Source organism: Sphingomonas pseudosanguinis, from assembly GCF_052056765.1.
GTDB lineage: Bacteria > Pseudomonadota > Alphaproteobacteria > Sphingomonadales > Sphingomonadaceae > Sphingomonas > Sphingomonas pseudosanguinis.
On sequence record NZ_CP189888.1, the window covers coordinates 28,247 to 42,312 of the forward strand.

Genomic DNA, 14,066 nt, shown 5'->3' on the forward strand with positions numbered 1-14,066 from the left:
GAATCGCATTTCCTTCTAGCCGCTGCGGCAAGAGCAAAGGGGAATGTGATGCAGATCAAAGTGCAAGCCGTCAGTCTGGGCGCCCTCGCCTGGTGCGCGATGATGTCCGCACCCGCCATAGCGCATGATGCCGATCCCGTGACCGACAGCGATCCGCTCGGCGGCATCGTCGTCACCGCCAACCGCGAGGACGCCGACAAGGCGGGCGGTTCGGTCCACCGCCTGGACGAAGAGCAGCTCCGCACCTTTTCCTATGGCGACATCAACCGCGTGCTTCGTCAGGTGCCGGGCGTGACCCTGCAGGAGGAGGACGGGCTGGGGCTGCGGCCCAATATCGGTATTCGCGGCTCGGGCACCGATCGCAGCGCGCGGATCGTGGTGATGGAGGACGGCGTGCTCGCCGCACCCGCGCCCTATGCCGCGCCCGCCGCCTATTATTTCCCGCGTGTCGCCCGCATGGTCGGCGTGGAGGTGGCCAAGGGCCCCGCCGCGATCAAATACGGCCCTTCGACGATCGGCGGCGCGCTGGGTTTCTTCTCGACGCCGATCTCGGACAAGCCGGTGGGGGAGATGAGCGGCCGGGGCGAGATACTGGCGGGCAATTATGGCGGTGCGCGGCTGCACGGCGCGCTGGGTGGCTGGCAGACGCTGGGTGCGGGACTGGAGGCGGGGGCGATGGTCGAGGGGCTGTACGAACGCTCCGACGGCTTCAAGCGGATCGACATAGGCGGCCCGACCGGCTTTCGAATCAACGATGTCGTCGCCAAGGCGGGGCTGCGCTCCAGCGACGGGCGGCACATCGTCGAGTTCAAATATCAGACCTATGACGAACGCAGCGACGAAACCTATCTCGGCCTGTCGCTCGCCGATTTCGCCGCCGATCCTGATCGCCGCTACAATGCCAGCCAGCGCGACGTGATGAATGTCGGGCACAGCGGCTATCAGCTGACCTGGCGCTCGCGCATCGGCCAGGCGCTGGACCTGACGACCGTCGCCTATCGCACCGACACCGCCCGGTCCTGGTACAAGTTGCAGGACGTGCGCAACGCGGCGAACACCGGTTGGACCTCGATGGCCGATGTGCTGGCGAACCCGGCGGCCAACCCGCTGGCCTTTGCCGATATCGTCGGCGCGCCGGGCTATGTCGGCCGGACGGGGGCGCTCCGCGTGCGCGACAATAATCGCCTGTATCAGAGCATGGGCATCCAGTCGGTGCTGGGCGCGGACTTCACCACCGGCGCGGTTGCGCACCGGCTGGAGCTGTCGGCGCGCTACCACGAGGATTTCGAGGATCGGCTGCAACAGGAGGACCGCTATCGCATGGTCGATGGTCGCATGGTGCGGACCACCACCGGCGTGCGCGGCACCCAGGATAACCGGCGCGGCGATGCGCGTGCCTGGGCCTTTTTCGCGCAGGACCGGATCACCGCCGGTCCGGTCGTGCTGACCCCGGGACTGCGCTATGAGACGATTCAGCTGGAACAGACGCGCTGGGCACTGGGCGACGTGGCGCGGGCGACCCCGACCGCCAATGTCCGCCGCCGGGTCGATGTCTGGATTCCCGGCATCGGCGCGACGGTGCGGCTGGGCGATGCGGTCAGCCTGGTCGGCGGCGTCCACCGCGGCTTCGCCGCCCCCGCGCCCGGATCGACGATCGATCCCGAAACCTCGTGGAATTACGAGGCGGGGGTGCGGCTGGGCCAGAGCGACTGGCGGCTGGAGGCGATCGGCTTCCTCAACGACTACAACAATCTGGTCGGCACCTGTACCGCCTCGACTGGGGTGACCTGCGACCTGGGCGACCAGTTCAGCGGCGGCAAGGCGGATGCGAGCGGCGTCGAAGTGTCGGGCGGCTATGACCTGAAACTGGGCGGCGGATGGCGCGCGCCGCTGGCGCTGGCCTATACCTATACCCGGGCGCGGTTCGATACGAGCTTCGTCAGCAGCTATTTCGGCAACGTGACGCGCGGCGACCGGCTGCCCTATCTGCCGCCGCACCAGCTGACGCTGACCGCCGGGATCGATGCCGGCCCCGCGCGGCTGACCGCGACCGCCAATCATGTCAGCGCGACGCGCGGCTTCGCCGGATCGGGCGCCATCCCGGCGGCGGAGCGGATCGACGCACGCACCGTCGTCGATCTGGCGGGCGAGGTCGATCTGATGCCCGGCATCAGCGCCTATGCCACGGTGCAGAATCTGTTCGACGACCGCTACAATGTCGCCTTCTCGCCCGCCGGCGCGCGGCCGGGCGCACCGCGACTGGCGCTGGCGGGGTTGCGCGCCCGCTTCTGATCCATCCCCGGCACGGCTCCGGCCGGGGGCCGTGCCGGGCGGTCAGTCGCCCTTGGCCACCCGGTCATCGGGCCGGATCGACGATGTCAGCCGGTCCGCCAGCCACAGCCGCAGCACCGCCGCCCGGCCATGCAGCCGCATCTGATGACGGCGATAGAGCATCTCGTGCCCCAGCCGCGCCAGCCGCCCGCGAATGACACCCGACGAAATGCCGAACTTCCCCAGATCGGCATAGCCGTCATATTCGCCCAGCTTCACCAGCGCGCCGAAGTCGCGGTGGCGGAAGGGCGGCGTTTCCTTCCCCGCCAGCATCGTAGGCAGGTGCCGACCCAGATAGACCGCCTGTTGATAGGCGATCTGCGCGGTGGGGGGCAGCGGCCGCTCCTCGCCTGGTGGCGTCAGCGAGGCGCAGTCGCCGATCGCGAAGATCGCGGGGTCGTCGACGGATCGGCAATGCCGGTCGATGCACAGCCGCCCGGATCGATCCTGCGTCAGCGACGTGAGCGACTTGGCCAGCGGCGCGGCCTGCACCCCCGCCGCCCAGACCGTCATGTCGGCGGGGATCGCGCCATCGTCCAGCCGCAGGCCCTGTTCGTCGACCGCGACGACCTTCACATCGGTGCGGACATGGACGCCCAGACCCTCCAGCCGCGCCCGGGCGGCGGCGGACACGGTGTCGGGAAAGGCGGGCAACAGGCGCGGGCCGCGATCGACCAGCGTCACGTCGAGCGTCGCGCGCGAATCGTTCAGGCCATAGCCGCCCGCGATGTCGGCCATCTGCAGCAGCTCGGCGGCGAGCTGTACGCCCGTCGCACCGCCGCCGACGATCGCGATGCGCAGTTGGCGGCCGGCATGCGCCGCCTCGACCAGCCGGGGGAGGAGATCGGCCTGGAAGCCCTGCGCCTCAATCAGCGTGTCGATATGGCGGGCATGCGCCTCCACCCCCTCGACCCCGAACGGCGCGGCGACGCTGCCCACCGCCAGGACCAGCGTGTCATAGGCGATGCGCCGCTCGGGCAGCAGGTCGCGGCCGTGCAGGACGAAGCGATCGACATGGACGGTGCGCGCCGCTCGGTCGATGTCGAGTACCGCGCCGGCGGCATAGGTGAAGCCGTGGCGGCGTGCCTGTGCGACATAGGGCACCTCGACCCCGGCGCTGGCGCGCGTTCCCGCCGCGATGCTGTGCAGCATCGGCTTCCACACATGCGCGGTCGCCAGGTCGATCAGCGTGACCGCCAGGCCGGTGTCGCGCGCGAGCGCCCCGGCCAGGTCGAGGCCCGCCACGCCGCCCCCGACGATGACGACCCGGTGGCGTGCGTCATGGCGTGCGGTGTCCTGTTCAAACATCGGCCTTTTCCCGTTCGTCGATCCAAAGTCGTCGCACCATCATCCAGGTCGCCACCGTCAGCGGCCCGCCCAGGATGATCCCGCCGATCCCGAACAGCCCGCCGAACAGGAACAGCGCGAAAAGCGTGACCGCCGGCGGAATCCGCACCGCATAGCGCATGACGAGCGGCGCCAGCGCATTGCCCTCGATCTGTTGCCACACCACGGAGAAGCCCGCCGTCCACAGGAACAGTTCGAGCCCGCCGGTCAGCGCGATCAGCAGCGCGGGCACCGCGCCCAGGAACGGCCCGACCAGCGGGATGAACTCCAGCAGCCCCGCGACGATGGCGAGCGCGAGCGCGGAGGGCACGCCGATCAAGGACAGGCCGATAAAGACCACGGTAAAGGTCGCCAGCATCGACAGAAGCTGCGCCAGCAACCAGTTGCGCAGCGCCCGTCCGGTGTCGCGCATCGCCCCGCCGACCGGCGTGCGCGCCGCCTCCGGCAGGAGGAGAAGCGCGCCGCCACGATAGCCGCCGGGATCGGCCGCCAGATACACGCCGCCCAGCACCGCCAGCGTCAGCCCGGTGATGCTGGCGGTGATCATGCCCAGCGTCGTCTGGGCGATCGACGCCACCGTCGCGCCGTCGGGCGACACCGTCGAGATCACCGATTGCAGCCGATCCTCGCCGACCCAGTTGGCGAAGGTCGCCCATGCGCCCGGCAAGGCCTCGCCCAGGCCCGACAGCTGCGCGGCGACCTCATGCCCGAACAGCGTCGCGGCGGTGGCGATGACCCCGACGATGATCAGCCCTGAAAGCGCCAGCGCCAGCCAGCGGGGCAGCCGCACCACCCCGCACAGCGTATCCGCCGCCGCATGCAGGATGACCGCGACCAGCGTGGCGGCGAAGACCAGCAGCAGGATGTCGTGCAGCCGCCAGACCAAGAGCGCCAGCGCGACCAGCGCGATGGCGATGACGACCCGCAGCGCGAACCCGCTCACGCTTCTGCCGTCGATCACCGGACCGGTCCCAATGCCGCCGTGGCAACGTTCCGCATGCGCGATCCCCCTGATGTGAAACGATGATGTTCGACACCGCAAACCGGAAATCGGTTGGAAGGCTCCACCAGCAACAATTCGTTTTATTAGAGAAAGGACCCGCTCCGTTACGTGTGCGTTTCGTCCGCCAAAGGGGACGTCATGATCGACATATTCGGCAGCTATTGCGGGTCGGCACCGACCGCCGCATCCTGGATGGGGCGATGGAATGGCGACCCCTTCCTGATCCTGACCCTGCTGGGTGCGGCGGCGGCGATGATGCGTTTGCGCGGGCATGCGCGGCATGCGGGATGGGTAGCGATCGGCGTACTCGCGATCGTCTTCCTGTCGCCGCTCTGCGCCCTGTCGGTGGCGCTGTTCTCGGCGCGGACGTTGCATCATCTGCTGCTGATCGGGGTGGCCGCGCCCTTGCTGGCGGTCGCAGTGCCGGTGCGTACCCCGCTGCCCCCCATGGTCGCGCTGGCGCTGTCGACGATCACCCTGTGGTTCTGGCATCTGCCCGCCGCCTATGATGCGGCGCTGTCGAACAAGCTGCTCTATTGGGCGATGCAGGCCAGCCTGCTCGCCACCGCCTGGACCTATTGGGATGCGGTCCGCCGCGCCGATCCGCCGGTCGCGCTGACCCTGATCGCGACGGGGGCGGCGCAGATGGGGATGCTGGGCGCGATCCTGACCTTCGTCGCGCAGCCGATCTATGCCGCGCATCTGGCGACGACCGTGTCGTTCGGGATCGGGCCGGTCGTCGATCAGCAACTGGCGGGGCTCGCCATGTGGGTGATCGGCCTCATCCCCTATGCGGTCATCGGCGCGCTGGTCGCGCGCGCGACCTGGCGGCGGATGGCGCTGGCATGACCGTGAGCATCGGCATGATCCTGAGCATCGTGAAGGGGCTGCACATCGCCGCCCTGATCCTGTGGTGCGCGGGGCTGGTCGCGCTGCCGCTGATGCTGGGCAAGCATCAGGCGGGGGAGAGCCAGGCCTCCTATGCCCGGCTGCGCCTGCTGACGCATGACAGCTATACGATGATCGTCACCCCCGCCGCGGTCACCGCGATCGCGGCCGGGACCGCGCTGATCTATCTGCGCGGGGTGTTCGAACCGTGGATGTTCGCCAAGCTGGTCGCGGTGGGGCTGCTCGTCTGCCTGCACGCGCTGGTCGGGCACACCGTCCTGCTGATGAGCGAGCGGCGCGGTGAATATCTGCCGCCGTCGCCGGTGCCGCTGATCGTGGGCAGCATCGCGACGATGATCGTCGTCCTCATCCTGGTGCTCGCCAAGCCGGTCGTGCCCGATCTCGCACCGGCCTGGCTGAAGGCACCCCAGAATCGTCAGCTCCCTGTCGAAGAGACACCGATTTGATACTCGAACACCAGCTTGCCGCCGTGCCATCCGGTGAAGCCCGTGAAGCCGACTGCGAACAGCGACAGCAGCAGGCCATAGGGCAGCACCGCCTGTTCGTATCCGGTCAGGCGGTACCCCCAATTGGCGCCCAGGATGGACAGCAGCATCACCGCGATGATGAAATGCGTCCAGCTGGCCGAGCGGGCGCGGATGCCCGGCACCAGCAGCAGTTCGACGGTGCCCGCGATGCCCGCCAGCACGCCGAACAGGAAACCCGCGCCCGACGCCCACAAGGCGGCACGCGCCCAGAACAGGTCGCCCGTCCACCAATAGAGCAGGTCGGCGCCCAGGGTGCAGGTGGTCAGCGCGATCGGAAAGGCGACCAGCATGGCGTGGATGGGATGGCCGGCCACCGCGATCTTGGATTCGGTGCGATGAAAGCCGGGATTCTGCTCGACGGGATCGACGAGGCGGGTCTCGGCAACCTCTTGGCGGGCGGTATCAATCGTCATCGGGGCAAAGCTCTCCTGACCGGGGCGGGCCGCGCCGGCATGTGCGCGACAACGCTCGTCGCGCTTTCGGGTTGCACGGGCGCGTTGTCGACGATCGATCCGGCGGGGCCGCACGCGCGATCGGTCGCGACGATGTGGTGGGTGATGCTGGGCGGATCGGCGGTCCTGGCCGGCCTCGTCTTCGTGCTGCTCGCGCTGGCCTTTCGCCGGCGGGATAGGGGGCGGGGCGGGGAGCGGACCGCATCGGGTCGGCTGTGGATCGGCGGGCTCGGGCTGGCGATGCCGGTCGTCGTGCTGCTTGCGCTGGTCGGCTATGCGCTGACGGTCGGCATCGGCACGCTGCCGACGCCGGACCCGCGCGCGGTCGAGGTGCGGGTGAACGCGCGGCAATATGCATGGGACATGGTCCATCCCGGCGGCATCCGGACGCAAAATGTGCTGCACATCCCGGCGGGGCGGCCGGCCGATCTGGTCATCACGTCAAGCGACGTCATCCACAGTTTCTGGATACCCCGGCTGGCGGGCAAGATGGACGCGATCCCCGGTCACACCAACCGGTTGCGCATCGTCGCGGACACGCCGGGCACCTATCGCGGCGAATGCGCCGAATATTGCGGCGTGGGGCACAAGGATCACAATTTCACCGTCGTCGCGCATGACGCGGCGGGGTGGACGGCGTTCACGGAGGGGGCACGATGAGCGCGCTGAAGCGGCATCAGGATCTGACGGCGATCTGGGGCAACGAGCCGGGCTGGCGCGGCTATCTGCGCTCGGTCAACCATAGCGACATCGGCAAGCGGTTCATCGTCGCGGCCTTCGTCTTCTTCGCGATCGGCGGCGTGCTGGCCATGCTGATCCGCGCGCAGCTCGCCACGCCGCGCAGCGCGTTCGTCGGGCCGGAGGTCTATAACCAGCTGTTCACGATGCATGGCAGCATCATGATGTTCCTGTTCGCCATCCCGATGTTCGAGGGGCTGACCATGTATCTGCTGCCCAAGATGCTGGGCAGTCGCGACCTGGCCTTTCCGCGCCTCTCCTCGCTCGGCTGGTGGTGCTATCTGTTCGGCGGCACGATCATCGTGCTGGCGATGCTGGCCGGTGTCGCCCCCGATGCGGGCTGGTTCCTGTACCCGCCCTTGTCGGGCAAGACCTATACACCGGGCATCAATTCCGACGTCTGGCTGCTCGGCATCACCTTCGTCGAAATCTCGGCGATGTGCGCGGCGATCGAGATCACCGTGTCGATCCTGAAGCTGCGCGCGGCGGGCATGCGGTTCGACCGGATGCCGATCTTCGCCTGGTATCTGCTGGGGACGGCGGGCATGATGGTGTTCGGCTTTCCGCCGCTGATCCTGGGGTCGATCCTGCTGGAGGTCGAGCGCGCCTTTGGCTGGCCCTTCTATTCGCCCGAACTCGGGGGATCGCCGCTGTTGTGGCAGCATCTGTTCTGGCTGTTCGGCCATCCGGAAGTCTACATCATCTTCCTGCCGGCGGCGGGGGCGGTGTCGACCATCCTGCCCGTCATGGCGCGCACCCGCCTGCTGGGATACGGCGCGATCGTCGCGGCGGTCATGGCGCTCGCCTTTCTCAGCTTCGGGCTGTGGGTGCACCACATGTTCACGACCGGCATCCCGCACATGGCGCTGGGATTCTTTTCCGCCGCCTCGGCGTTGGTTGCGATCCCGACCGCGGTGCAGATCTTCGCCTGGCTGGGCACGCTGTGGCAGGGGCGGCCCGAGATGAAGCTGCCGATGCTCTATCTGATCGGCTTCTTCATCGTCTTCGTGCTGGGTGGGCTGACCGGCGTGATGCTGGCGATGGTGCCGTTCGATGCGCAGGCGCACGACACCGCCTTCGTCACCGCGCATCTCCATTATGTGCTGGTCGGCGGGTTCGTCTTCCCGATGCTGGCCGCCGCCTATTACTGGCTGCCGCACATCACCGGGCGCGAGCGGGTGATGCGGGTGGGCGAAGCGGCGTTCTGGCTGATCTTCATCGGCTTCAACCTGACCTTCTTCATGATGCACCTGACCGGGCTGCTCGGCATGCCGCGGCGGATCGACACCTATCCCGAAGGGATGGGGTGGACCTGGCTGAACCTGTTGTCGTCGGTCGGCGGCTTCCTGCAGGCGTTCGGCTTTGCGCTGTTCCTGATCGACGTGGTGCTGCAAATCTGGCTGGGGCGGGTGCATCGCCGCAATCCCTGGGGCGCGACGACGCTGGAATGGGCGATGCCGATCCCGTCGACCACCTACAACTTCGCCAGCCTGCCGACCGTGACCACGCGCGATCCGCTGGCCGACGATCCCGATCTGGGCGTCGCGCTGGCACGCGGCAAGGGGTTGCTGGCCGAGGCGCGTCACGGCTGGCGCGAGACGCTCGCGGTCGACATGACCAGCGGCACGCCCGAGCATGTCGCGATCCTGCCGGGCAATAGCTGGCTGCCGATCGCGACCGCCGCGATGCTGGGCGGCTTCTTCCTGATGATGCTGGCGGGGCTGTATGCGCTCGCGCCCGTCTTTCTGGTCGGCACCGTCTGGTTGGGATGGCGCTGGGCCTGGACCAACGGCACGCGCGGCGATGTCGGCAGGGTCGCCATCGGCGGCGGCCAGTCGCTGCCGACCAGTTTCGAGGCACCGCGCACCACCGGCTGGTGGGGCAGTGTCTTCGCGCTGGCGGCCAGCGCGACGCTCTTCGCCTCGCTGCTCTTCGGCTATGCCTTTCTCTGGACGATCGCGCCCAACTGGCCGCCGCCCGCGCTGATCCCGCCATCGCTGGTCGTGCCGCTGCTCGCTATCGCGGGGGCCGCCGCCGCCGGCATCGCGGTCCGGGCGGGGCGGATGCCGGTCGTGCTGGGCGGCCACCTCGCCATCGTCGCGGCGCTCATCCTGCTGCTGACGACCGCACCCGGTCCCTCGACCCATGCCTATGCCGCGACCAGCGCCGCGCTGGCGGCGTACGGCCTGTTCCATGCCGGGCTGGCGGCGATCATGACCGGTTTCGTGATGGCGCGGGCGAAGGCGGGCTTCCACTCCGCCGCGCGCGCGACGGAGCCGCGCATCCTGCGCCTGTGGAGCGACCATGGCGCGGGGGCGGGGGCCTTCGTCGCGTTGCTTCTCGTGCTGCCGGGGTGGTTCGCATGATCATGCTGCTGCGCCTCACCGCCGGGCTGATCGGCTGGGCCGCCGCCTTCTGCCTGATCTATGCGCTGCATGGGTTGGGCTGTGCCGGTGGATGGAACGCGATCCCGTTCGCGGGACTGAGCGTCCATCGCTGGACCCTGCTGGCGGCATGGGCGGGGTCGCTGCTCGCAACGCTGATCGTGGCGTTGATCCTGAACCGGCGGCGTACGACCCCGCTCGACCGTGCGGCGGCGGCGCTGGGCTGGGTGGGCGTCGCGGCGACGCTGATCACCTTCGCCCCCATCGCCATCGTTCCCGCCTGCGCATGACGGGGGCGGGCAGGGCGAGACATAAACATCGTCCCTGATGTCGGTCCACACCTCGCCGCATAATATAACAGCGTAACTGACATATTTACAATAATGTCATGAAATGACCATCCAACTGTAATTATCGACGACTAGCGGTGCCCCCGCGATGACGGAGCGACCCCCTGCGGTCGGCTAAGCGCGTCGCGTCTACGCGCGCCCGGCTGGCCCGGCGTCGCGAACATAACGGGGGATTGACCATGACGATGTTTCTGGGCGCCGCTCGGGCGCGCCTGTTGTGCTGCGCGTCGAGTCTGTTGCTGACCGCGATCCCGGCGCAGGCGGAGAATCCCGCCGCGTCCGACCGGCCGGATTCGGTCCCCCCGCAGTCCGACATCGTCGTCACCGCGGAACGGCTCGCGACCGCCCGCAAGGAACAGTCCCCCGCCGTGGTCGACAGCATCGTCTATGACGATGTCGAGACGATCGCCGCCGATGGCAATATCGCCGAGCAATTGCGGCTGCTGCCCGGCATCAGCACGATCGACGAGGGCGATGCGCCGCGCTTCGTCACGATCCGGGGCATTTCGCCCGATCTGAACCAGACGACGATCGACGGCATCACCCTGGCCTCGATCGGCAATGACGGTGAAGGGTCGCGGATGATCAACCTACAGATCATCCCCTCCGAATTGTCGCAGCGCACTGACGTCTACAAGACCTTCACCGCCGAACAGGATGGCGGCGCGATCGGCGGCATCGTCGACATCATCACGCGCAGCCCGCTCGACCTGAAGCGGCGCTACACCCTGCTCGACGGCTATGGCAGCTATCAGTCGTTTCGCGGCCCCGATGGGCGCAACACGATCGGCGGCAGCGCGCAGCATTGGGGCGGCGGCGCCAAGGGCGTGTTCGCCGATCGCTTCGGATCGCAGGGCCAGTTCGGCATCCTGCTGTCGGCGCGCTACCAGAGCCGCACGCGCAACTCCGCCAAATGGTGGCAGCCGGTGAAGAACTATTTCGACGATCGCGGCCGCCTGCTGTCCGGTCCCGAGGCGGGCAACTGGGACGGGCGCGCGGTGCCGGGCGACCACAGCTATGGCAGCTATACCAACCGGCTGCGCACGGCGGGCAGCAGCGGCAAGCTGGAATGGCAGGCGAGCGACCGCGTCCGCGCCTCGCTGCTCGGCTTCGGGTATCGTCTGTGGGAATCCTCGACGATGAACAAGAACGACTTCTACACGCGCAGCACCATCGTCGCGCGGACGCCGACCGGCGGCCGGTCGCAGGTCAACAGCATCTATTCGCGCTATCGCTACGATACCTGGGACAAGAAGACCTATGGCGGCATCGCCTCGGTCGGCTGGCGGGGGGACATGTCGCATCTCGACGTGCGCGGCGGCTATACGCGCGCGATCTACGACAATGTGCAGCCCTATGTCGGCGTGCGCACCTACGCACGCTGACGGTGCTCGGCTTTCCGAACCTCAGTCGCCCCGGCATCCTCGACGCGCTCAACCACCAGGATTTCGGCTATCGCTGGGTCACGCGCTTCATCGCGCTCGACAAGACTCAGGCGACCAGGACGCTCACTTCGCTTCGGCGCCAATGGTTCAACAAGCGCAAGTCGATCACTGCGCTGCTGCGCGAGGTCATGTACAACACCCCGGCGCAGCTGCTCGACAGCGATGCCGACAACAAGGTCGCCGATGCCGACCAGGCGCTTCAGGTGCTCGGCGGCGACCATGTCGCCTTCGGCTATTTGACGACGACGATCACGGTCAGTGACCGCAATCAGGCAGCAGTCGAGGACAAGGTTCGCGCGGTCGAGCGGATCGTCAACGGACTCGGCTTCACCGCCAAGCGCGAGACGGTGAATGCGGTCGAGGCCTGGCTGTCGTCCTTGCCGGGCCACGCCTATGCCAATGTCCGGCAGCCGCTGGTGCACACGCTCAACCTCGCGCATTTGATGCCGCTTTCCTCCGTCTGGGCCGGCCCGGCCGGCAACGACCATCTCGCCGCGGTCACGGGCCAGGAAGCGCCGCCGCTGCTCGTCGCCAAGACCGCCGGATCGACGCCGTTTCGGTTGTCGACCCATGTCGGCGATGTCGGGCACATGATGGTGGTCGAGCCGACTGGCGCCGGCAAGTCGGTGCTTCTGAACCTGATCGCGCTCCAGTTCCGCCGCTATCGCCGAGCCCAGGTCTATATCTTCGACAAGGGCAACAGCGCGCGTGCGTCGGTGCTGGCGATGGGCGGGGCGCACCATGCGCTGGGCGCGGCGGAGGCGTACGGCACGACGCTCGCTTTCCAACCGCTCGCCGATATCGACGATGCCGCTGAACGAGGCTGGGCCGCCGAATGGATCGCGGCGCTGCTGGCGCACGAGGGCGTGCCGGTCACCCCTGACGTAAAGGACGCGATCTGGACCGCGCTCGGCAGCCTTGCCTCCGCCCCGCGTGACGAGCGGACCATGACCGGCCTTGCGCTGCTGCTCCAGTCCAACGCGCTGCGCCTCGCGCTCCAGCCCTACACGCTCGAGGGACCGCACGGCCGATTGCTCGACGCGGCCGAGCAGCAACTCGACCTTGCCGATGTCCAATGCTTCGAGACCGAGGCGCTGATGGGCCAGGCCGGCGCGGTCGCGCCGGTGCTGACCTATCTCTTCCACCGGCTGGAGGCGCGGTTCGACGGGCGCCCGACGCTGCTGGTCCTCGACGAGGCGTGGATCTTCCTCGACCACCCGCTGTTCGCCGCGCGTATCCGCGAATGGCTGAAGGTGCTGCGCAAGAAGAATGTCGCAGTCGTCTTCGCGACGCAGAGCCTCGCCGACATCGCGGGCTCAACGATCGCGCCCGCGATCATCGAAAGCTGCCCGCAGCGAATCCTGCTGCCCAACGATCGCGCGATCGAGCCGCTGGGCCGCGACATCTATGCGCGCTTCGGCCTCAACGACCGCCAGATCGAGCTGATCGCCCGCGCGACCCCCAAGCGTCATTACTACCTCCAGTCGGCGCGCGGGAACCGGCTGTTCGAGCTGGGGCTTGGTCCCATCGCACTCGCGCTGTGCGGCGCGTCGGACCCGGCGACGCAGAAGCGGATCAATGCTGTGCTCGCCGAACATGGCCGCGATGGCTTCGCCAGTGCCTTCCTTCGCGACGCTGGCCTCGATTGGGCGGCCGACCTCATGGCCGATGCCCCGCAGCCGGAACCTGGCGGAGCATCACTCTAGCGATGCAGGATCACGCGACGCCTGCTGCGTTCACAGCTAGGCTCAGGACTCATTGATTGATCCAAAAGATGATGGATGCGGCGAGGGCAATGGCTGACATGAAGGCGTGAGCGCATCGGTCGTAGCGGGTGTGGATGCGTCGCCAGTCCTTGAGGCGGCCGAACATGTTCTCGATCCTGTGGCGACGCCGGTAGAGGGTGGCATCATGCGGGATTGGCACCTTGCGGCCCTTGCGTGACGGGATGCAGGCGGTGGTGCCGCGCGCGGCAAGCGCTTGGCGGAACCAGTCGGCGTCGTAGCCGCGATCTGCGAGCAGCACCGGTGCTCCGGGCATCGCTTCGAACATGAGCGCCGCGCCCTTATAGTCGCTCATCTGCCCTTCGGTAAGCAGCATGACGCGCGGGCGTCCCCGATCATCGCAGACGGCGTGCAGCTTGGAGTTCAAGCCGCCCCTGGTGCGCCCGATACATCGGGGAAGAGCCCCTTTTTGAGCAGGCTAGCGGCCGTGCGATGCGCCTTCAGGTGCGTGGCGTCGATCATCAACTGATCCGGTGGCCCGCCCTCGGCTGCCAGCCCGGCAAAGATACGGTTGAAGACACCCATCCGGCTCCAGCGGATGAAGCGGTTATAGATCGTCTTGGGCGGACCATAAGCCGCAGGGGTGTCGCGCCAGCGTAGGCCGTTGCGGATCACGAAGATGATCCCGCTGACGATCCGCCGATCATCCACTCGCGGCACGCCATGCGATAACGGGAAGTACGGCTCGATCCGGCGCATCTGCTCGTCCGTCAGCCAGAACAGGTCACTCATCTGCGGCTCCTCCACCGCCAATGAATCAACCCACCACCGCTCACGCAAGCGATTTAATAGGTCC

At 67.9% G+C, this 14,066-nt stretch carries 11 protein-coding genes and 1 pseudogene; 8 read left to right on the forward strand and 4 right to left on the reverse strand.

Annotated elements, in window-relative coordinates; translation table 11 throughout:
* Window positions 1-48 precede the first annotated feature (48 nt).
* Entirely contained in the window at window positions 49-2,292 is a 2,244-nt protein-coding gene (locus ACQHGV_RS00130; RefSeq protein WP_440978971.1) for a TonB-dependent receptor family protein, read from the forward strand.
* Window positions 2,293-2,334: 42 nt separating this feature from the next.
* On the opposite strand, the gene ACQHGV_RS00135 is transcribed toward ACQHGV_RS00130, so the two are convergent.
* Complete coding sequence (locus ACQHGV_RS00135; protein ID WP_440978972.1) at window positions 2,335-3,639, reverse strand: NAD(P)/FAD-dependent oxidoreductase; 1,305 nt, start codon at window positions 3,637-3,639, stop codon at window positions 2,335-2,337.
* Window positions 3,632-4,639, reverse strand: coding sequence for an AI-2E family transporter (locus ACQHGV_RS00140; RefSeq protein ID WP_440978973.1), 1,008 nt, complete (start codon window positions 4,637-4,639; stop codon window positions 3,632-3,634). The genes ACQHGV_RS00135 and ACQHGV_RS00140 overlap by 8 nt, the downstream gene beginning before the upstream one ends.
* A 180-nt stretch (window positions 4,640-4,819) precedes the next feature.
* Between ACQHGV_RS00140 and ACQHGV_RS00145 the strand changes: the two genes are divergently transcribed.
* Both ACQHGV_RS00145 and ACQHGV_RS00150 read left to right on the forward strand, forming a co-directional pair.
* Window positions 4,820-5,530, forward strand: coding sequence for a cytochrome c oxidase assembly protein (locus tag ACQHGV_RS00145; RefSeq protein WP_440978974.1), 711 nt, complete (start codon window positions 4,820-4,822; stop codon window positions 5,528-5,530).
* Window positions 5,527-6,036, forward strand: a complete 510-nt coding sequence (locus tag ACQHGV_RS00150) for a CopD family protein (RefSeq protein ID WP_440978975.1) — start codon at window positions 5,527-5,529, stop codon at window positions 6,034-6,036. The genes ACQHGV_RS00145 and ACQHGV_RS00150 overlap by 4 nt, the downstream gene beginning before the upstream one ends.
* Here ACQHGV_RS00150 and ACQHGV_RS00155 read toward each other — a convergent pair.
* Window positions 6,006-6,530 carry a DUF2231 domain-containing protein gene (locus ACQHGV_RS00155; RefSeq protein ID WP_440978976.1) on the reverse strand — a complete coding sequence of 175 codons (525 nt, stop codon included), beginning with the start codon at window positions 6,528-6,530 and terminating at the stop codon, window positions 6,006-6,008. The genes ACQHGV_RS00150 and ACQHGV_RS00155 overlap by 31 nt on opposite strands.
* Window positions 6,531-6,569: 39 nt before the next feature.
* Between ACQHGV_RS00155 and coxB the strand changes: the two genes are divergently transcribed.
* The 5 genes and pseudogenes from coxB to ACQHGV_RS00180 form a co-directional block, all read left to right on the forward strand.
* Window positions 6,570-7,229, forward strand: a complete 660-nt coding sequence (gene coxB / locus ACQHGV_RS00160; RefSeq protein ID WP_183952735.1) for a cytochrome c oxidase subunit II — start codon at window positions 6,570-6,572, stop codon at window positions 7,227-7,229.
* Window positions 7,226-9,673, forward strand: a complete 2,448-nt coding sequence (ctaD, locus tag ACQHGV_RS00165; protein WP_440978977.1) for a cytochrome c oxidase subunit I — start codon at window positions 7,226-7,228, stop codon at window positions 9,671-9,673. Before coxB ends, ctaD begins: the two co-directional genes overlap by 4 nt.
* Window positions 9,670-9,981 carry a hypothetical protein gene (locus tag ACQHGV_RS00170; protein WP_440978978.1) on the forward strand — a complete coding sequence of 104 codons (312 nt, stop codon included), beginning with the start codon at window positions 9,670-9,672 and terminating at the stop codon, window positions 9,979-9,981. Before ctaD ends, ACQHGV_RS00170 begins: the two co-directional genes overlap by 4 nt.
* A gap of 245 nt (window positions 9,982-10,226) precedes the next feature.
* On the forward strand, window positions 10,227-11,426 hold the full coding sequence (locus ACQHGV_RS00175) for a TonB-dependent receptor plug domain-containing protein (protein WP_440980093.1): 1,200 nt from the start codon (window positions 10,227-10,229) through the stop codon (window positions 11,424-11,426).
* Window positions 11,411-13,192 (forward strand): annotated as a pseudogene (locus tag ACQHGV_RS00180) (TraG/VirB4 family ATPase); the annotation flags it as partial. The gene ACQHGV_RS00175 and the pseudogene ACQHGV_RS00180, both read left to right, overlap by 16 nt.
* Window positions 13,193-13,241: 49 nt before the next feature.
* On the opposite strand, the gene ACQHGV_RS00185 reads toward ACQHGV_RS00180, so the two are convergent.
* Window positions 13,242-14,002 (reverse strand): IS5 family transposase gene (locus ACQHGV_RS00185; RefSeq protein WP_440978979.1). Its coding sequence is split into 2 segments (ribosomal slippage): window positions 13,242-13,669 and window positions 13,669-14,002, totalling 762 coding nucleotides; the frame shifts between segments, so codons are not numbered across the junction.
* Between the last annotated feature and the right edge of the window lie 64 nt (window positions 14,003-14,066).

Bases quoted from the DNA above. Each gene is read 5' to 3' on its own strand.
- ACQHGV_RS00130 (WP_440978971.1), top strand. From the start codon at position 49: ATGCAGATCAAAGTGCAAGCCGTCAGTCTGGGCGCCCTCGCCTGGTGC.
- ACQHGV_RS00135 (WP_440978972.1), bottom strand. From the start codon at position 3,639: ATGTTTGAACAGGACACCGCACGCCATGACGCACGCCACCGGGTCGTC.
- ACQHGV_RS00145 (WP_440978974.1), top strand. From the start codon at position 4,820: ATGATCGACATATTCGGCAGCTATTGCGGGTCGGCACCGACCGCCGCA.
- ACQHGV_RS00150 (WP_440978975.1), top strand. From the start codon at position 5,527: ATGACCGTGAGCATCGGCATGATCCTGAGCATCGTGAAGGGGCTGCAC.
- ACQHGV_RS00155 (WP_440978976.1), bottom strand. From the start codon at position 6,530: ATGACGATTGATACCGCCCGCCAAGAGGTTGCCGAGACCCGCCTCGTC.
- coxB (WP_183952735.1), top strand. From the start codon at position 6,570: ATGTGCGCGACAACGCTCGTCGCGCTTTCGGGTTGCACGGGCGCGTTG.
- ctaD (WP_440978977.1), top strand. From the start codon at position 7,226: ATGAGCGCGCTGAAGCGGCATCAGGATCTGACGGCGATCTGGGGCAAC.
- ACQHGV_RS00170 (WP_440978978.1), top strand. From the start codon at position 9,670: ATGATCATGCTGCTGCGCCTCACCGCCGGGCTGATCGGCTGGGCCGCC.
- ACQHGV_RS00175 (WP_440980093.1), top strand. From the start codon at position 10,227: ATGTTTCTGGGCGCCGCTCGGGCGCGCCTGTTGTGCTGCGCGTCGAGT.